At 28.2% G+C, this 17,206-nt stretch carries 19 protein-coding genes; 8 read left to right on the top strand and 11 right to left on the bottom strand.

The annotated features are described in order from the left end of the window. Positions 1-12: 12 nt before the first annotated feature. Genes ACKTTQ_RS03120 through ACKTTQ_RS03130 form a run of 3 tightly spaced genes read right to left on the bottom strand, consistent with a single transcriptional unit; the run spans position 13 to position 1,838 of the window. Entirely contained in the window at positions 13-711 is a 699-nt protein-coding gene (locus ACKTTQ_RS03120) for a hypothetical protein (RefSeq protein WP_299135786.1), read from the bottom strand. 2 nt (positions 712-713) lie between these two features. Next, positions 714-1,430 carry a PspA/IM30 family protein gene (locus ACKTTQ_RS03125; protein WP_093870683.1) on the bottom strand — a complete coding sequence of 239 codons (717 nt, stop codon included), beginning with the start codon at positions 1,428-1,430 and terminating at the stop codon, positions 714-716. 12 nt (positions 1,431-1,442) lie between these two features. After that, on the bottom strand, positions 1,443-1,838 hold the full coding sequence (locus ACKTTQ_RS03130) for a type III secretion system chaperone family protein (protein WP_093870684.1): 396 nt from the start codon (positions 1,836-1,838) through the stop codon (positions 1,443-1,445). 241 nt (positions 1,839-2,079) lie between these two features. On the opposite strand from ACKTTQ_RS03130, the gene ACKTTQ_RS03135 reads away from it, so the two are divergent. Continuing rightward, a complete protein-coding gene (locus ACKTTQ_RS03135; RefSeq protein WP_408048364.1) occupies positions 2,080-2,835 on the top strand; it encodes a helix-turn-helix domain-containing protein in 756 nt (251 codons plus the stop codon). A gap of 30 nt (positions 2,836-2,865) precedes the next feature. Here ACKTTQ_RS03135 and ACKTTQ_RS03140 read toward each other — a convergent pair whose 3' ends face one another. Next, positions 2,866-3,309, bottom strand: a complete 444-nt coding sequence (locus ACKTTQ_RS03140) for a DUF7738 domain-containing protein (RefSeq protein WP_093870689.1) — start codon at positions 3,307-3,309, stop codon at positions 2,866-2,868. 86 nt (positions 3,310-3,395) lie between these two features. On the opposite strand from ACKTTQ_RS03140, the gene ACKTTQ_RS03145 reads away from it, so the two are divergent. The 3 genes from ACKTTQ_RS03145 to ACKTTQ_RS03155 all read left to right on the top strand — a co-directional run bounded on the left by ACKTTQ_RS03145 (position 3,396) and on the right by ACKTTQ_RS03155 (position 6,280). Further along, complete coding sequence (locus ACKTTQ_RS03145) at positions 3,396-4,700, top strand: NAD(P)/FAD-dependent oxidoreductase (protein ID WP_408048365.1); 1,305 nt, start codon at positions 3,396-3,398, stop codon at positions 4,698-4,700. After that, the gene (locus ACKTTQ_RS03150) at positions 4,693-5,004 is read left to right on the top strand and encodes a hypothetical protein (RefSeq protein WP_408048366.1); all 312 of its coding nucleotides are present in this window, start codon (positions 4,693-4,695) and stop codon (positions 5,002-5,004) included. Before ACKTTQ_RS03145 ends, ACKTTQ_RS03150 begins: the two co-directional genes overlap by 8 nt. A gap of 349 nt (positions 5,005-5,353) precedes the next feature. Continuing rightward, positions 5,354-6,280, top strand: a complete 927-nt coding sequence (locus ACKTTQ_RS03155; protein WP_408048367.1) for an AraC family transcriptional regulator — start codon at positions 5,354-5,356, stop codon at positions 6,278-6,280. A 57-nt stretch (positions 6,281-6,337) separates the two neighbouring features. Here ACKTTQ_RS03155 and ACKTTQ_RS03160 read toward each other — a convergent pair whose 3' ends face one another. Genes ACKTTQ_RS03160 through ACKTTQ_RS03170 form a run of 3 tightly spaced genes read right to left on the bottom strand, consistent with a single transcriptional unit; the run spans position 6,338 to position 7,739 of the window. Continuing rightward, positions 6,338-6,811 carry a DUF6428 family protein gene (locus ACKTTQ_RS03160; RefSeq protein ID WP_113785740.1) on the bottom strand — a complete coding sequence of 158 codons (474 nt, stop codon included), beginning with the start codon at positions 6,809-6,811 and terminating at the stop codon, positions 6,338-6,340. 31 nt (positions 6,812-6,842) lie between these two features. Continuing rightward, positions 6,843-7,172, bottom strand: coding sequence for an ArsR/SmtB family transcription factor (locus ACKTTQ_RS03165; RefSeq protein ID WP_408048368.1), 330 nt, complete (start codon positions 7,170-7,172; stop codon positions 6,843-6,845). A 57-nt stretch (positions 7,173-7,229) separates the two neighbouring features. After that, entirely contained in the window at positions 7,230-7,739 is a 510-nt protein-coding gene (locus tag ACKTTQ_RS03170) for a flavodoxin family protein (protein ID WP_408048369.1), read from the bottom strand. 146 nt (positions 7,740-7,885) lie between these two features. On the opposite strand from ACKTTQ_RS03170, the gene ACKTTQ_RS03175 reads away from it, so the two are divergent. Genes ACKTTQ_RS03175 through ACKTTQ_RS03190 form a run of 4 tightly spaced genes read left to right on the top strand, consistent with a single transcriptional unit; the run spans position 7,886 to position 13,065 of the window. Further along, positions 7,886-8,740 carry a PPK2 family polyphosphate kinase gene (locus ACKTTQ_RS03175; protein WP_299135794.1) on the top strand — a complete coding sequence of 285 codons (855 nt, stop codon included), beginning with the start codon at positions 7,886-7,888 and terminating at the stop codon, positions 8,738-8,740. 37 nt (positions 8,741-8,777) lie between these two features. Next, complete coding sequence (locus tag ACKTTQ_RS03180; protein ID WP_408048370.1) at positions 8,778-9,605, top strand: exonuclease domain-containing protein; 828 nt, start codon at positions 8,778-8,780, stop codon at positions 9,603-9,605. Between the two features lie 18 nt (positions 9,606-9,623). Next, complete coding sequence (locus ACKTTQ_RS03185) at positions 9,624-10,109, top strand: ABC transporter ATPase (RefSeq protein WP_408048371.1); 486 nt, start codon at positions 9,624-9,626, stop codon at positions 10,107-10,109. Positions 10,110-10,146: 37 nt separating this feature from the next. Next, entirely contained in the window at positions 10,147-13,065 is a 2,919-nt protein-coding gene (locus ACKTTQ_RS03190) for a glycoside hydrolase family 3 N-terminal domain-containing protein (RefSeq protein WP_408048372.1), read from the top strand. Here ACKTTQ_RS03190 and ACKTTQ_RS03195 read toward each other — a convergent pair. From ACKTTQ_RS03195 to ACKTTQ_RS03210, 4 genes are all read right to left on the bottom strand, one after another. Further along, on the bottom strand, positions 13,052-14,095 hold the full coding sequence (locus ACKTTQ_RS03195) for a lysophospholipid acyltransferase family protein (RefSeq protein ID WP_408048373.1): 1,044 nt from the start codon (positions 14,093-14,095) through the stop codon (positions 13,052-13,054). The two genes, ACKTTQ_RS03190 and ACKTTQ_RS03195, sit on opposite strands and share 14 nt — an antisense overlap. After that, the gene (locus ACKTTQ_RS03200; protein WP_408048374.1) at positions 14,095-15,012 is read right to left on the bottom strand and encodes a bile acid:sodium symporter family protein; all 918 of its coding nucleotides are present in this window, start codon (positions 15,010-15,012) and stop codon (positions 14,095-14,097) included. The genes ACKTTQ_RS03195 and ACKTTQ_RS03200 overlap by 1 nt, the downstream gene beginning before the upstream one ends. Then, positions 14,996-15,637 carry a DUF4159 domain-containing protein gene (locus ACKTTQ_RS03205; protein ID WP_113785733.1) on the bottom strand — a complete coding sequence of 214 codons (642 nt, stop codon included), beginning with the start codon at positions 15,635-15,637 and terminating at the stop codon, positions 14,996-14,998. Before ACKTTQ_RS03205 ends, ACKTTQ_RS03200 begins: the two co-directional genes overlap by 17 nt. Positions 15,638-16,127: 490 nt before the next feature. Then, positions 16,128-17,198 (bottom strand): helix-turn-helix domain-containing protein, encoded by a 1,071-nt coding sequence (locus tag ACKTTQ_RS03210; RefSeq protein WP_113785732.1) that lies wholly within the window; start codon positions 17,196-17,198, stop codon positions 16,128-16,130. Between the last annotated feature and the right edge of the window lie 8 nt (positions 17,199-17,206).

Below are 17,206 nucleotides of genomic sequence, written 5' to 3' on the forward strand. Positions count from 1 at the left end.
TAATTAGTTTTTTTAGTTGATATATTTTTGTGCGTAATAAAATGTTTTGTCTGCGCTTTGTTTTATGATTAATATTTGATCTCTAAATTCGATTAACTCTCCATTTAAGGACTTAATATTAATAGAAAGAGTAACTCCTTCTGCTTTTATTTCAGCAGAACCTAACTTTTTGTCTGTTATTTTTGATAATGAAACACCAGTTCTACCAGTAATGTCAATTGGTTTATCACCATCTTGATTTAAGTTTTTGAAAAAACTTTTAAAGGGCGATGTGAAAACTTTAGTAATAAATAATGAAGGAAAGAATCCCGCAAGCATTAATACGAAACCAAAAGTGGTATTAAAGCTATTTGTTATTGTAGTACTAACTGTTGTGCAAATCCACCAAATGAATATCCAAGAGGTAAAAGTAAACATAAATGGAAGTCCAACAAAGTTGAAGTAAATAAGGATTACTTGCCACCATTTTAATGGCTTTCGTCTCTTACCTACTACATCTTCTTTATTTACTTCTGTATTTGCAATATCATGAAAGTCAACATTTCCTCCTTCAATACCTGCATCCACATCAACGTCTACATCGATGTCCACATCAAGGTCAAAATCAATACCAGAAACCATAGTTACAAGCCAATAAATAACTAGTATAATAACTAATATGGTTAATGTAATGTTTACATTAGAGAATATTATGTCGGTTAGTGAATTCAATATTATGCTTCTTTATCGTTATTAATACCTAATTTTTCTTTTAATTTTTCTAAATCACTTAAAGCGCTATCTTCTGTAGTGTCAGTAATAGCATCAAGCTCATCATCTATACTTTTTGATTCGTTTGCAATGTCTCCATAAGCTTCAGCTAAAGCTTCTTCTTGTTGCACCTTTTCTTTCATTCGTTCTAACATTGTTACAGTACTAGAACTATCAATTTCAGCCATTTGTTTGTTTAAGTTTTTAGTAGCATTACTAACTTTAACTCTAGCTTTTAATGTTTTTAATTCATTTTCCCATTTACTAATGTTTGATTTTACTTCAGAAACATTTTTTTCAAGTTGAGTAACAGATTTGTTAAATTTATCAGCCTCTTCAGAAGTTCTAGCTATGTGTTTTGTAGCTTCTTCCTTTTTAATTAAAGCCTCTTTAGCTAAACGATCTGCTTCTGAAACATCTAAATCACCATTTTGAGCTTTTTTCAAAATAAGCATTGCTTTATTTTGGTAATCTTCTGCTTTAGAAGTATACTCTTCTTTTTCATTGTTGGCTCTAATTGCCATTGCTTTTACTTGTGCTAAAGCTTCAAGACTTTTATCTAAATCTTGCTTCATATCTCTGATACCTTGTTCGGTCATCTTAATTGGGTCTTCCATTTTATCGATGGCAGAATTTGCTTCAGCTTTTCCTATTTTAAATAATCTTCTAAATATGTTCATGATAATTTTTTTTTAATATTTTGAATATGTTATAATTTGTTCTGAGTATTCACTCAATAATAAACTAAGTGAGTTTAAACTTCCTTCTAATTCGTTTAAATCTAAATTTTCTAATTGTAAAGTATCTCTAAAAATAACGCGTTCACCACTGTCGTCTAGAACAAAAGCTCCGTGAATTATATCTCTATTTTTCTTTAAAAGATTTTTGAAAATTTCTTCATTTGGTTGATTTACTTTAAAAAGAAATTGTTCCATAATAACTATAGGATATGCTACACCTACAATTAAGTTTTTTATACCAAAACTTTCCTTTTCAATGACAAAAACCCCATCAGCTTCGTTTTCTTTTGTGATGTTAAAATTAAGTTCTTGTAAAAAGTTTTTAGTCTTAGTGAAATGATTGATCATAAGCAATTGAGTTAGTTAATTTAATTGTTTTCTTTAAACGTGTAATATTACAAAAAAGATCCTAAAATAAGACTTGTAACATAGATAGTTATTAATACCATTTTTTTTAGTTTTGAGGTTGTAAATTTAATTTTTTTTTGAAATTTGACTAAAAATTTTAGCAAAAACCAAAAGTATTAGCTAATATTGTTAGTGTAAAAGTACACAATATTTTTAATATTGCAAATAAAATTAGCAAATAATGTCTTTTTTCGGAAAAAATATAAAAAAAATAAGGGGAGTTAAAGGGTTAAGTCAGCAGGCTTTTGCCGAGTTGTTTGATCTAAAGAGAGCTACTTTAGGGGCTTACGAGGAAGGTAGGAGTGAACCTAAGATAGATACTTTAATTAAGATTGCTAATTTTTTTAGCATTCCTATAGGTGATTTGCTAACGGCTGAATTAACTGTAAATAAATTATTACAATTTAAAGATGATTTAACGCTTCAGGCTGAAAAAGTTGAAAAAGAAGAATTGGCAAGTGTACCATTAATAACTGATGTAAATAGTGGTGAGTATGTAAAATATTTTGATAAGAAAAATTTTATAAACGATTTGCCAATGATGCAATTACCATTAAATTTATCAAAAAACTTTAGAGCTTTTACTGTTAGTAATCTTGAAATGTCAATGCATGACAAAGGTTTATACCCTAAAGATATTGTTGTAGGAGAATATGTTCCTTCGGCTATTATACCTAAATTAAATAATGGAGATTTAGTTTTGGTATTAGTGAAAAACGAGTTGATATTAAGGCGTTTTTATGTGGCTAAAAAAGAAGTTGTTCTGAGGGCAGATCATAAAAATATAGATGACAAGACTTTTAATTTAGCAGATGTAAAAGAGTTGTGGCGTATTAGATATGTGTTTTTTAAACGTTTGCCAGAACTGGGTGATCCTTTAGAAGATAAGCTCCTTTTTTTAGAAAAAGAATTTGCTAAACTTAAAAATAAAATTTGATTCGTCTAGATTAATTGTATTGGAGTGATTCTATAAAAGTTTATAGCTTTTGTTTACTCCAATACTAAAACCATAACGGATTTCGTTTTCACTACCCAGCCTTAGAATTGAAATATCTCCTAATGAAATTTTATCAAATTCATTATTAGTAATATTTTCATCATTTAAAAATAATTCTCCACTAAATTGTTTTTTAGTATTGTATTCGCTTCTATCTTTTTTGTTTTGAAAAAAGTTAATAGAAAAAATTTCTTCGGTATCGGTATATCTACAAAAAACGCCTAATGAATCCCAAAAAACATAATTTTTACTTTTGTTTAAATTTCTGTTGGGCTCTCCAAAAATAGCTACTAAAGAGTTGTAATTGGTAGGGAAAGTAAATTTCTGATCATTGATTATAACTTCATCAGTTTTACAGCTAACTATTATGTGTTTTTTATTTTTTCTGAAAAAACGTAGTACAAAATTTTTCATTTTATAAAGCTATAAAAAAACTGAATATAAAGAAGAATTTTTAGCTAAATTTGTTCTTACAATAATATATTTAATTACTAAGATATATGAATATACCTCAAACCAGTTTTCCGCGTGTTATAATAGTAGGTGGAGGTTTTGCTGGATTAGCAGTTGCAAGAGGATTGGAAAATCAAGAGCTTCAAGTAGTTTTAATTGATAAACATAATTACCATACATTTCAACCTTTATTATATCAAGTAGCTACAGGTGGTTTAGAACCAGATAGTATTGCTTTTCCACTTAGAAAAAGATTTAATGATGTTGATAATTTTTATTTTCGTTTAGCTGAGGTTACCAATGTAAACGCTAAAAGAAATGTAATAGAAACATCTATAGGAAATTTAGAGTATGATAAATTGGTTATAGCTACTGGATCAACAACTAATTTTTTTGGAAATACTAATATTAAAAAATTTGCAATGGAAATGAAGTCTGTTCCGCAGGCATTAAACATCCGTAGTTTAGTATTAGAAAATTTTGAAGAAGCTTTACTAGAAAAGAATCTAGAGAAGCGTTTGGCTCTAATGAATTTTGTTATTGTGGGTGGAGGGCCAACAGGTGTTGAGTTAGCAGGTGCTTTAGCTGAAATGAAAAAAGGTATTTTACCTAAAGATTATCCAGATTTAGATATAAGGCAAATGAAAATAAATCTAATTCAAAGTTCTGGAGAATTGTTAAAAGGAATGAGTAAGAAAGCTTCTGAAAAAGCAGAAGATTTCTTAATCAAATTAGGGGTTGATGTTTGGAAAAGCTTACGAGTTTTAGATTATAATGGAGTAACTGTTAAAACTGATGGAGAAGATCATTTTGATGCGCAAACAGTAATATGGGCAGCTGGGGTTAAAGGAGATGTAATTGGAGGTTTAGAAGGTACTTGTTTAGTTGAAAGAGCAAATAGATTTAAAGTTAGTAAGTATAGTAAAATACTTGGTTATGAAAATGTATATGCTGTAGGAGATGTTGCTTGTATGGAAACTGAAGGTTATAGTTATGGACATCCTATGATGGCTCAACCTGCAATTCAGCAGGGTAAGTTATTGGCGAAAAATATTATTCTCGAATTAAAGGGAAAAAAACTAAAGCCTTTTATTTATAATGATAAAGGTTCAATGGCTACCATTGGAAGAAATAAAGCAGTAGTAGATTTACCAAAGCTGAAATTTCAAGGAGTGTTTGCTTGGTTTGTATGGATGTTTGTTCATCTTTTTTCATTAATAGGATTTAGAAACAAAGTAATTGTTTTTATGAATTGGGTGTATAACTATATTCGTTTTGATAGAGAAACTAGACTGATTATTAGACCTTATAAAAAGAAAAATAAATATTCATTCGAAAAAGAAAATGTCTAAAATCAAAACAAATATTAAATGTTCGAAGTGTGGAGTTTTTACTGAAAATTCTGATTATTGTAAAAGTTGCGGAAATTTAATATCTCATAGAAAAAGACAAGAATTAAAAGTAGCTAAGTTTAAGCAAGAGCAGATTGAAGAGGTTAAAAAAGAATTAGAGAATCCAAATTTAGCAAAAAGACTAATAAAACATCCTTTTGTTTGGTACAGAGTTGCAGGTTGGGTATTACATTCTGTTTTTTTAGTTGTAAGTGCAATAGGGGCTTTTTTAGCATGGTTTATAGCTATGGTGGCAGCTGGATGAAAAAGAAAGGGTTGTTATACTATTTTTGTTTTTCATGTTTACTTGGGAGTTTTGTTTATTTAGCTTCATTGTATAAGATAGAACTACCTAGATTTGTTCGTTTTTATGTAAATGACTTTTTAATTGTACCAATAGTTTTATCTATATGTTTGTATGTTTTAAGATGGAGTAAAGGAAATGAAAAATATTGTATTCCTATTTGGGGTGTATTATACATTTCTTTATTTTATTCACTTGTATTCGAGTTTTTTTTACCACAAATTAACATAAGGTATACATCGGATATTATAGATGTAGTTTTGTACTTTGTTAGTGGTTTTTTATTTTATCAACTTCAAAAAAAATATTCATGAGTTCACCCAATATTATTTCTAATAAAACTATCATAAGAGTAGGTAGAGCAATTGATTTTGTAGAAGAAAATTTAGATAGAAAACTTAATTTAGAAGAGGTAGCAAAAGCTGCTTATTTTTCTCCATATCATTTTCATAGACTTTTTAAAATTGTAACTAAAGAAACACTTAATGAGTTTGTTTTTAGAAAAAGAATAGAAAAAGCGGCTCATTTTTTATTACATCAAAAAGAAAAAACAATAACAGAAGTGTCTGAAAAAGTAGGATTTACTAGTTTATCGTCCTTTTCTAGAGGATTTAAAAAATTTTATGGAGTTTCCCCAGAAGAATTTAAGAAACAAAGTCCAAGTAAATTTAGCAAGATTTGTAAAACCAAAAGCAAAGATGGTCAAATAGAGGTAAGGTTTGAGCAATATATTTACAATATTAATAATGCTTTAAACTGGATTAAAATGAATGCAATAAAAACAGATGTGAAAACAATACCTGATATGGAGTTGGCTTATATAGGCTATCAAGGAAAAATGGATTTAATAGGTAACGCTTATAATGAACTTATTAAATGGGCAACTCCAAGAGGAGTAATGAATCAAGAAAATGTTAGAATGTTGACTATTTATCATGACAGTCCAAAAATAACTGATCCAAATAAGATTAGAATGAGTGCTTGTGTGGTGTTAAGTCAAAAAGTTACTTCAGATGGTCAAGTAAATTTGAAAACATTACCTGCTACAAAGTGTATTGTTTCTCGTTTTGAAGTAACTTCAAAAGAGTTTCAACAAGCTTGGGAAAGTAGTTTTGTATGGATGAGTGAACAAGGGTATAGAAAATCAGAAAGAGATCCTTTTGAGATTTATTATAATAACGGGCAAGAGCATCCAAATGGGAAATGGATTGTAGATTTGTGTATTCCCGTTGAATAGATTGATAATAAAATTTAAATGCCGTTATTTTATTTTAAAATAACGGCATTTTTATATTTAGCAACAACCACTAGTTGGATCACAAGAAGATGTTTGTTTGTTTAAATCCGATAGGTTAACCTTAGGTTTCTTATTGGAAGTAATACCACATTGATCTTCAGCTAAACAAGCTGTTGCTTTATTAACTAGTAAAAAGTTTTTACTATTAAAGTCTAAAGCATATTTACCAATAGTATCACCTTGATATTCTACTTCAATTTCTAAATCTTCAATACCTAAAGTTTTTTCTGATAACTCAATAATGTGAGTTAATTTTTCTGGGTGCAAACGATGGTCATAATCATCCTTGTTCCAAAGTTGAAAATTAACAACTTCTTCTTTTCTAACAGTTCCTCCGCAATCAATAAAGTGTTTACTTACTTTACCTACTTCAGTAACATGAAAGTGAGAAGGAACAAGGCTACCATCAGGTAATTCAAACGCAATAGTTTCTAATTTTTGAAGATGTTTTTTTATTTCTGAAAGTTTCATAGTGTTATGATTTTCTATTAAATTATTATTGTTAACAGCAATTGTTATTTTTGTTTTCTTGTGAAAAAATACTTAATAATTTTTCTTGTATAATTGGCCAGTTTTCTTGATCAATACAATAGCAAACACTAGTGCCTTCAATATTGCCTTTAATGATTCCTGTACTTTTCAGTTCCTTTAAATGCTGTGATATGGTAGGTTGAGCTAAGCCAATTTCGTTTACTAAATCCCCGCAAATACATGATTTTATTTTTAAAATATGTTGAATTATTGCTATTCGAGCTGGATGCCCTAAAACTTTAGCGATTTTTGCAATATCATTTTGCTCTTCTGTAAATATTTCAGATTTAGTAAGGCCCATTTAATTGATTATTATATTGCGATATTACGATTAATAATTGTGTTTTAAAATTTTTAATTAAAATAATTTTCTAAAAGTGTCGATGTTATCTTTTGCTTCAATAGTAATATTAGTTCCATCTTCTGTAAACCAAGAATGCGTGTCTCCAAGGTAGTTCATACCTAAATAATTTGCGCTTTCAATAAAAGGCATAGTAAAACCTTGCTTTAAGTCGTTAGCACCAGAGTTACTAATCATAGCCATGTTTTTACCTCTCATTTTACGTCCTAACTCTTTCTTATAATGTAAAAGGTCAGACATCCTATCAAAAAAATCTTTTAAAATACCACTCATACTGTACCAATATACTGGTGTAGCAAACACAATAGTGTCGTATTTATTAATAATATCTTCTAGTAAAGGGATAAAATCATCTTCTTTGTTTTTGAATTCGTAATCAAATGGGCCTATGTTTTTGGTTTTTAGGTCGATAATGTCAAAATTTCCATCCTTGTTTAAATAATTAATTACTGTATTAGTATTACCGTAACTTTTTGAACTTCCTTGAATTATAATAGTTTTTTTCATGTGTTAAGTTTTGAATGGTTAAAATTCAAGAATAAAAACGAAAAATAATAATAAGAGTAATTGAATTAATTGATAAAAACCAAGATAAAATCAATCATTAAACGCAGTAATTTTAGTACATTTATAGTATAATTACTATTTTTTTTATGAACGTAGAACACTATAAGGTTTCCAAAGAAATTAAATTAAGTACTTTAAGTACAAAAGAAGTAAAAAAAGATGCTAAAAAGGAGCTTAAAAAACTTCGAAAAAAAATTAGTGAATTACAGGATACTATGTATGCAGAAGGTAAATATGGTGTTTTGATATGTTTACAAGGAATGGATACTTCAGGAAAAGATAGTTTAATACGAGAAGTTTTTAAAGATGTTAATGCCCGAGGGGTAGAGGTACATAGTTTTAAAGTACCTACTGAATTGGAGTTAAAACATGATTTTTTATGGAGGCACTATATAGCACTTCCACCTAAAGGAAAAATAGGTGTATTTAATCGTACTCATTATGAAAATGTATTGGTTACAAGAGTACATCCTGAGTATGTGTTTTCAGAAAGTATTCCTACGGTAAAGAATTTAGAAGATTTAAATGATGATTTTTACCATTCAAGAATGGATAGAATAAATCAATTTGAAAAGCATTTAGAAGAAAATGGAACTGTAGTTTTGAAATTCTTTTTAAATCTATCAAAAGATGAACAAAAGAATAGGTTATTACGACGTTTAAATATTCCGGAAAAGAATTGGAAATTTTCTGCAGGAGATTTAAAAGAACGTAAATTATGGGATAAATATCAGGAGTGTTATGAAGATGTTTTAAATAGAACATCAACAAATTATGCGCCTTGGTATGTTGTTCCTGCTGATGATAAACCAACTGCAAGGTATATTGTAGCAAAAGTTTTATTAGAAGAGCTACAACAATATAATTTTAAAGAGCCTACTTTATCACAAAAGGTGATAGATCAAATTGATGAATTTAAGGCACAATTAAATAACGAATAAATAAAAAGCTTTTATAAGCTTAACACAATAAAAATAAATGGAATTAAATTTAAAAAAACCAATTGTATTTTTCGATTTAGAAACTACAGGAATAAGTATTGCAACAGATAGAATTGTTGAAATATCAATATTAAAAGTTTTTCCAAATGGAAATAAAGAAAGTAAAACATGGTTGGTAAACCCAGAAATTGAAATACCAGAAGCATCAACCGCTATTCATGGAATTACAAATGAGAAAGTAGTTACTGAACCAACTTTTAAAGATTTATCTGTAAAAATTAACGAAATGATTGAAGGTTGTGATTTGGCAGGATTCAATTCTAACCGATTTGACATTCCTTTATTAGCTGAAGAGCTAATGAGAGTTGGAATTGATTTTGATATGACTAATAGAAAGGCTATTGATGTTCAAGTTATATTTCATAAAAAAGAACAAAGAACATTAAGTGCAGGGTATAAATTTTATTGTGGTAAAGATTTAAAAGGTGCTCATTCTGCTGAAGCTGATACCTTAGCAACCTATGAAATTTTATTAGCGCAACTAAGTAAATATGATGATATAGGAAACACTGTAGAAGAATTAAGTGAGTTTTCTTCTCATACACAACGTGCAGATTTTGCTGGTTTTATTTTATTCAATGACGACAAGCAAGAAATTTTTTCTTTTGGTAAATACAAAGGGCGTTTAGTAGAGGATGTGTTAAAAGAAAATCCTGGATATAATTCCTGGATACAAAATGCAGATTTTCCTTTATACACTAAAAAGGTTTTACGACAAATAAAAGAAAGAATGACTGCACCTGTTAAAACAATGTCTGATGATGAAAAATTAAAAGCATTACAGGCAAAGTTTAATATGAAGTAATTAATAATACCAAAGAAAATGTTTACAGAATATAAAAATTTACCTGACCATTCAAGAGTTTGGATATATCAAGCAGATAGAGAGTTTACTCAAGAAGAAATAGAATTAATAAGTGCTAAAGCTTTATTGTTTATTGATAATTGGACACGACACGGAGATGACTTAAAAGGATCGTTTACAATAAAATATAGTCAGTTTTTAGTACTAGCAGTTGATGAAGGTTTTAATAACGTTTCGGGATGTTCTATAGATTCTTCTGTACATTTTGTTCAAGAAATTGAAAAAGAATTAAATATTGATTTAATGGATAAAATGAATATTTCTTTTAAAGATGGAGAAAATATTAATATAGTTAAGTTGTCTGATTTTAAGAAGTTTGTCGACGATGAAAAAATAACTTCAAATACTATAGTGTTCAATAATATGATAAATACAAAAGAAGATTTTGAAACAAAATGGGAAGTACCTGCAAACGAAAGTTGGCATAAACGATTTTTGGTATAACTATTGAGTTTAATAAAAGAGTATTTATAGTTGAAGTATGAAGAGAAAAGTAGTTTTATTTGTTTTAGTAATTATTGCAAACTTGGTAAATGGACAAGAATTAGATCCATTAGAATCAAAAAATAAAGAAGCACAAACCATTTGGGTAAATAGTATATTGAAATCAATGTCTATTGATGAAAAAATAGGGCAGCTATTTATGATTCAGGCGTATTCCAATAGAAATGATGAGCATGAGAAGTATATTAAAAATATGCTTACAAAATATCATGTTGGTAATTTGATTTTTATGCAAGGAACTCCTGAAAAACAAGTGTTACTAAATAACAAATATCAGGCTACAGCTAAAGTACCTTTATTGATAGGCTTTGATGGTGAATGGGGATTAGATATGCGTTTAAAAAAAGCGTATCGTTTTCCTTGGAATATGACCTTAGGAGCAATAACAGATAATAAGTTACTAGAAGAAACAGGTAAAAGGATAGGAGAGCATTGTAAAAGAGTAGGTATTCACATAAATTTCGCACCAGTTGTTGATATAAATACAAATCCAAATAATCCTATTATTGGTAATCGTTCATTTGGAGAAAGTAAAGAAAACGTAACAGAAAAAGCAATAGCATTTACTAAAGGAATGCAAAGTGTTGGTGTGTTAGCAAATGCAAAGCATTTTCCTGGGCATGGTGATACAGCTACAGATTCGCATAAAACACTTCCAACTGTAAATTTTACAGAGCAACGTTTAGACTCTATTGAGTTATACCCGTATAAAAAGATGTTTAAAGCTGGTGTTTCTAGTGTTATGGTTGCTCATTTAAGCATGCCTCAATTAGAGCAAAATATTGAATTACCATCTTCGCTATCAAAAACAATAGTAACCGATTTATTACAAACTAAATTAGGGTTTAAGGGGTTAGTTATTACTGATGGCTTAAATATGAAAGGTGCAGCCAATTACAATACTCCAGCTTCAATAAATTTAGCTACTTTTTTAGCGGGGAATGATTTGTTGTTGATTCCTCAAGACATTCCAGGGACCATAAATTTATTTAAAGAAGCTATTTTAAAAAATGAGCTAACTGAAGAAAGAATTAACCATTCTGTAAGTAAAATTTTAAAGGCAAAATTTTTAGCTGGATTAGCTAATTATAAACCGATATCTATAGATAGTTTACAACAAGACTTGCATAGACCAAAAGATAATGTTTTGCATAGGAGATTAATAAAAAAAGCAATTACTGTTGTAAAAAATGATACTGAAAACTTACCTATACAAAACCTTGAAACCAAAAAAATAGCATATGTTTCTTTAGGAAATGCAAAAGGAAATGACTTTTTTAAAATGCTTAAAAATTATGCTAAAGTTGATCAAGTTTCTGATAAACATTTAAGTGTTTTGAATCAAAAATTGAAAAAATACACAACAGTAATAGTAGGGTTTCATAAATCAAATAAACATCCATGGAAAGGGTATAAATTTACAAACAAAGAGTTAGTATGGCTACAAGAAATTTCTCGTAATAATAATGTAATATTAACTGTATTTGCGAGTCCTTATAGCTTGTTAAAGGTAAAGTCATTTACAAACATTAAAACGGTAGTAGTCTCTTATCAGAACAGTAAATTATCTCAAGAGTTAACAGCCCAAGCTTTATTTGGAGCTTTTAAAACACAAGGTAAATTACCAGTGAGTATTCATGATACTTTTAAAGTAGGTGAAGGGATTGTAGTAAATGATCTAGATGTTTTAGAGTATACTATTCCTGAAGAAGTAGGTGTTTCTTCTGAGAAGTTAAAGATTATTGATAAAAGAATAGATACTATTTTAAAGAAAAGAATGGCACCAGGTGGTCAAGTTTTAATAGCTCGAAATGGAAAAGTTTTTTACCATAAAAGTTTTGGTTACCATACACTTTCTAAAAAAAGAAAAGTAAAGAAAACCGATATATATGATTTAGCGTCGTTAACAAAAATATTAGCATCGTTACCTATGATTATGAAGGCTGAAGAAGATAAGAAAATTAGTCTTTTTTCTAGTTTAGGAGATGTATTGCCTAGGTATTCTAAGTCTAACAAAGATACATTATTGTTAAAAGAAATACTGTCTCATTATGGACGATTACGTTCTTGGATTCCTTTTTATTTAGAAACTAAAGATTCAATTACTGGTGAAAACTCATTACAATATTATAGAAAAAGAAAGTCTAAAGAGTTTAATATAAAAGTTGCAAAGAACTTATATTTAGCAAAAAGTTATAGAGATACAATATATAAGCATATTGTAGATTCAGAACAAAGAGAAAGGCCTGGATATAAGTATAGTGACTTAGGGTACTACATATTTAAAGAGATTATTGAAAGAAAATATAAGAGACCGTTAAATAAATTAGCAAATGAAATGTTTTATAGTTCTTTAGGGGCATATAGAATGACGTATTTACCACTTAAAAAGTTTAAAAAGAGCCAGATTGTACCTACGGAAAAAGACTCTTATTATAGAAATCAATTAGTGCATGGTTATGTTCATGATATGGGAGCAGCTATGTTAGGTGGTGTTGGTGGTCATGCAGGTTTATTTGCAAACGCTAATGATGTAGCTAAAATAATGCAAATGTACCTTCAGAAAGGAAGCTATGGGGGTAAGAAATATTTTGAAGAAGAAACAATTGAGAAGTTTAATAAAAGATATTATGCCCATAAAAAAGTAAGAAGAGGTTTAGGGTTTGATAAACCACAAATAAGACCTCAAGAAAAGCCAACTTGTGGATGTGTTTCTGATAAAAGTTTTGGACATAGTGGTTTTACAGGAACTTATACTTGGGCAGATCCTGAAAGTGGTATTTTGTATGTGTTTTTATCTAATAGGATATTTCCAACAATGCGTAATAGAGGGCTTGTAAGAAGTAATATGCGTACAAAAATACAGCAAGATATACAAGACGCTATTCTGTATTAGTAGGGGATAGTTTTGCGTATGCAAGAATAATAAAGAAACTAATAATTAAATAAATTATAGCGATTTCTTTATTAAATATATAGTTAATAATTAAGCTTTGAAAAATATAAAAAAAAGGAAATAAGATAATATTAAAACCAAAACGAAACGTATCTAAAAATTCAATTTCATCTACTTTTTTAGAAGCAATTTTCCATAATGTATATGGAATAATACTATTTAATATAACTAAGAAAAGTAATGGTTTTAAATAGTTAAATGTACTTTTTGAATTATCGTTAATATTATTAGTATAATCTAAATTATTTATTTTATGAATTTCTGTAAAATCAACATTAGCTTTATTTAATTTAGTAAGTGTTTTTTCATAATTAGCATCATCTGGAATATGAACAGTTAGTTGTTTAAGCTGTTCAAGAACCTCTTTTTTTAAGTTTTTAGTTACTTCAAACCTATTCACTTCGTTCATATATGAGTTGGTTTCAATAGGAATACCAAAACTTAAAGCAATTTTTGAGGGATATTTTGAAGAGTTTTGATAAGTAATACCAACTGGAACTACGTAAAGCTTTGTTTTTGGATGTTTATCAAGTGTTTGAAATATAATTCGAGTAAAACCTTTACTTAATGGCCTAATTGATCTTTTACGATTATGACTCCCTTCAGGAAAAATAAGAAGTGTTTTGTTTTTTGATAATAACTGCTCACACTTGTTAAAAATGGCTTCATTTTTTGATAATTGTTTAATGCCGTCTCTAATTCTATAAACTGGCATCATTCCTAATAGATCAAAAAAATATGCAACAATAGGTTTTTTAAATACAGCAGCTCTTACTAAAAAGTGAGTTTTACGTTTAATATGTGTTGCAATTAATATTGGGTCTATTAATCCATTTGGATGATTAGCCGTAAATAAAACAGCTCCATCTTTGGGAATGTTTTGACTACCATTTATTTTTATTTTTTTAGAATAAAAAAATAAACCGGTTTTAATAAAAAATTTAAAAGTATAATATAAAATAGTACGCATTATGTTTTCTTTTTTCTTCCCCAGTAGGTAGCTAATAACATTCCTGAAAAGATGTCCCAAACTCCCCAAAAAGCAGCAAGTAAGGCCATTCCTCCAAGGCCATCAAAAAAACTAAAAATAAGTAACAATCCTAAGCCACCATTTTGTATTCCAGTTTCTATTGAAATTGTTTTACAATCTTTGGTCGACAATTTAAACAATTTAGCTGTTGAGTATCCAATGAAATAAGCAAATAGATTATGAAAAATTACTAAGAATAAAACTAAATGTATATGGTTTTTAAAAATATTAGCATTGTCATATAATGCAATTATTATTAATAAGAGAAATACGGAAACTGAAAACGGTTTTAAAACAATGTTTATTTTTTTTGCCATTTCTTTGTGATAATAGTTAACCAGCATTCCTAACAAAAGAGGGATGCCTAAAATGAGTAAAACAAGTTTTGTTAATTCGTAAGGGTTAAGGTTAACTGTTTTTAAAATAGCTTTAGTGGGAGGGTATAAACTACCCCATAAGTTTAAGTTAATAGGGGTTAAAGCAATACAAACCAAAGTAGCGAAAGCAGTTAAGCTAATTGATAATGCAGTATTCCCTTTTGCCATTTTACTGAAAAAATTAGATACATTACCTACTGGACATGCGGCTATTAATATCATTCCTAAAGCAAAACTAGGATGAGGTTTTATAATAATAACTAGTAAAAATGTAAATAAAGGTAATAAAATGAATTGTGATAGTATTCCTACTAAAATAATTTTCGGGTTCTTAAAAAGTCTTTTAAAATCGTCTATAGAGATATCTAATGATACACCAAACATAATGATAGCTAATGCTATATTTAGCATCCAGAGTGCTTCTGTGTCAAAATTTATTTGAATAGAATCTATTTGAAAAAGTTTAATGTTTAAAAGCATACTCAATAATATTAGCTCCCATTTTTAAAGCTTTTTCTCTTGTTTCTTTTGGGTTGTTATGTACAGGAGAATCCTCCCAACCATCATTTAAGTCACTTTCATAGTCATAAAACAAAACCAACCTGCCATTATGAAATAGTCCAAAACCTTGTGGCTTTTTTTTGTTATGCTCATGTATTTTAGGAAGCCCTTTTGGAAAAGAAAAAGTTTGATTGTAAATAGGATGGTTTAAAGGTATTTCTTGTAATTCACTTGTAGGAAAAACTTTTTTTAACTCCCTTCTGATATATTTATCTAAGCCATAATTATCTGAAATATGCAAAAAACCACCAGATGTAAGATAGTTTCTTAAGGTTTCAGAATCTTCGCTATTAAAAAAGATATTACCATGACCAGTTATAAAAATTATAGGATAATTAAATAAAGCATTATCATTTAAAGAAACTGTTTGCGGTTCTTTGTCAATTGATGTTTTTGTGTAGGTATTTGTGTAGGTAATCAAATTTGGTAAAGCTGTTGGATTTGCATACCAGTCACCACCACCTTGATATTTCAAAATTGCTATCTGTTGAGCGTTAACAAAAAATGAAAAAAAGAATAAATAAATAAATATGTTGCTTTTCACTAAAAGTATTTTAGTTGACAATATAATAAAACATAATTAAAAAACACCAGCTATAATAACTGGTGTTTTCTTTTTTCCCCTTAAGAAATTTAATATCATTAAAGCTTTCTATCTCAGAAATATAAAATTCAATTAATTTCACTACAATAATAATTGTTTTTTTTATTTGTAGAGTTCGAAAACGTCCAGAATGGGTGTTTTCGAACTAATTTCTTGTGCTTTTTTTAAATATTCATCGAATTAATCTAAATAAAAAACACCAACTATATATAGCTGGTGTTTAAGGTTTAAACCTTTTCTTTCTCATCGTTGAGCCTCTTAACTCAACAATATCTTTTAGAAATTATATTTAATAATAAAAAACCCCTTCAAAATTCTTGTATTTTAAATATTTATTTCTCTTAAATCAAATTTAGTGTATCTATTTATAAATTGAGTTCGAAAACGTCCAGATTAAGTGTTTTCGAACTAATTAAGTGTTAAAATCATCTTAAATAGCTAAAGAAGCTTTGTTTCGATAATTAAATGGAGTTAAACCTGTATGTTTTTTAAAAACAGTAAAAAAAGTTGATTTTGAATTAAAGCCAGATTCTAAGCCAATCGAAGCAATTGTGTAATTTTGATACTCAGAATTAATTAATAAGTTTTTGGCTTGTTCAATTCTCATTTCATTTAAATAATCAATAAAACTCTTGTTGGCTATTGTATTAATAATAAGAGATAATGTACTTGGGCTAAAATCAAAATCCTCAGAAAGATTTTGTAATGTGTATTTTGTAAGTAAAAATTTTTTTTCTGCTCTAATAAAACTATCTATCTTGAAAAAATATTCTTTATATTTTTCAAGTTGTTCATTAGAAATTGCTGTTTCAGTTGAGTTTAAATTAACTTCCTGTTTTGTTTCTGAAATTATAGGGTATGTTAAAAGAACTTCCCTTAGGTGTTGTCTTTCTTTTAAAACTCTAAGTTGTCTAAGTCCTTGGTAACCTAACCAATAAATTAATACGGTTGTATATATTCTTAAAGGGTAATAAGAAAACATAAACCCTTTGAAATTCATACTTACTTTAATTACTAATGCAGTAATCCATAAGATGTAGCCAACTGATGAAAGTTTGAAAAAAGTATTAATCCATTTTAAATTATCGTATGATAATATTTTTGGAAATAATTTTTCTCTTCTGTAAAGAATATAGAACGAATAGATAAAAAGGCTAATAGATATTGAGAAACTAATTATTTCTTCAATTGAAGTATAGCGTTCGTAAATAAAATCTTGATGCTCATTTGAATTAACAGCACTATAATATAACACAAAACTAACTTGTGCAACTATTGAAGAGATGAAAAGAGGAATTATAAGTTTAAGTAAGTTATAAGTTTTAGAAGTTATTTTTAAATAATTAATTAAAAACATATACAAAAAAGGCATAGCTAAAAAATGCCAAGGTATTTGAATATAATCTAAAGCGAACTTATGTTGAAATAACTTGTTTTCTAGGGCCCATGACTGTATGTTGTTTAAAGAAATAGATAGGATAAGTAAATTTAAGTATAGCATACTTTTAT

The sequence above is a fragment of the Tenacibaculum halocynthiae genome (genome assembly GCF_964512825.1).
GTDB classification, from domain to species: Bacteria; Bacteroidota; Bacteroidia; order Flavobacteriales; family Flavobacteriaceae; genus Polaribacter; species Polaribacter halocynthiae.

Coding starts and splice junctions, on each gene's coding strand:
- ACKTTQ_RS03125 (WP_093870683.1), bottom strand. CDS start 1,430: ATGAACATATTTAGAAGATTATTTAAAATAGGAAAAGCTGAAGCAAAT.
- ACKTTQ_RS03130 (WP_093870684.1), bottom strand. CDS start 1,838: ATGATCAATCATTTCACTAAGACTAAAAACTTTTTACAAGAACTTAAT.
- ACKTTQ_RS03135 (WP_408048364.1), top strand. CDS start 2,080: ATGTCTTTTTTCGGAAAAAATATAAAAAAAATAAGGGGAGTTAAAGGG.
- ACKTTQ_RS03140 (WP_093870689.1), bottom strand. CDS start 3,309: ATGAAAAATTTTGTACTACGTTTTTTCAGAAAAAATAAAAAACACATA.
- ACKTTQ_RS03145 (WP_408048365.1), top strand. CDS start 3,396: ATGAATATACCTCAAACCAGTTTTCCGCGTGTTATAATAGTAGGTGGA.
- ACKTTQ_RS03150 (WP_408048366.1), top strand. CDS start 4,693: ATGTCTAAAATCAAAACAAATATTAAATGTTCGAAGTGTGGAGTTTTT.
- ACKTTQ_RS03155 (WP_408048367.1), top strand. CDS start 5,354: ATGAGTTCACCCAATATTATTTCTAATAAAACTATCATAAGAGTAGGT.
- ACKTTQ_RS03160 (WP_113785740.1), bottom strand. CDS start 6,811: ATGAAACTTTCAGAAATAAAAAAACATCTTCAAAAATTAGAAACTATT.
- ACKTTQ_RS03165 (WP_408048368.1), bottom strand. CDS start 7,172: ATGGGCCTTACTAAATCTGAAATATTTACAGAAGAGCAAAATGATATT.
- ACKTTQ_RS03170 (WP_408048369.1), bottom strand. CDS start 7,739: ATGAAAAAAACTATTATAATTCAAGGAAGTTCAAAAAGTTACGGTAAT.
- ACKTTQ_RS03175 (WP_299135794.1), top strand. CDS start 7,886: ATGAACGTAGAACACTATAAGGTTTCCAAAGAAATTAAATTAAGTACT.
- ACKTTQ_RS03180 (WP_408048370.1), top strand. CDS start 8,778: ATGGAATTAAATTTAAAAAAACCAATTGTATTTTTCGATTTAGAAACT.
- ACKTTQ_RS03185 (WP_408048371.1), top strand. CDS start 9,624: ATGTTTACAGAATATAAAAATTTACCTGACCATTCAAGAGTTTGGATA.
- ACKTTQ_RS03190 (WP_408048372.1), top strand. CDS start 10,147: ATGAAGAGAAAAGTAGTTTTATTTGTTTTAGTAATTATTGCAAACTTG.
- ACKTTQ_RS03195 (WP_408048373.1), bottom strand. CDS start 14,095: ATGCGTACTATTTTATATTATACTTTTAAATTTTTTATTAAAACCGGT.
- ACKTTQ_RS03200 (WP_408048374.1), bottom strand. CDS start 15,012: ATGCTTTTAAACATTAAACTTTTTCAAATAGATTCTATTCAAATAAAT.
- ACKTTQ_RS03210 (WP_113785732.1), bottom strand. CDS start 17,198: ATGCTATACTTAAATTTACTTATCCTATCTATTTCTTTAAACAACATA.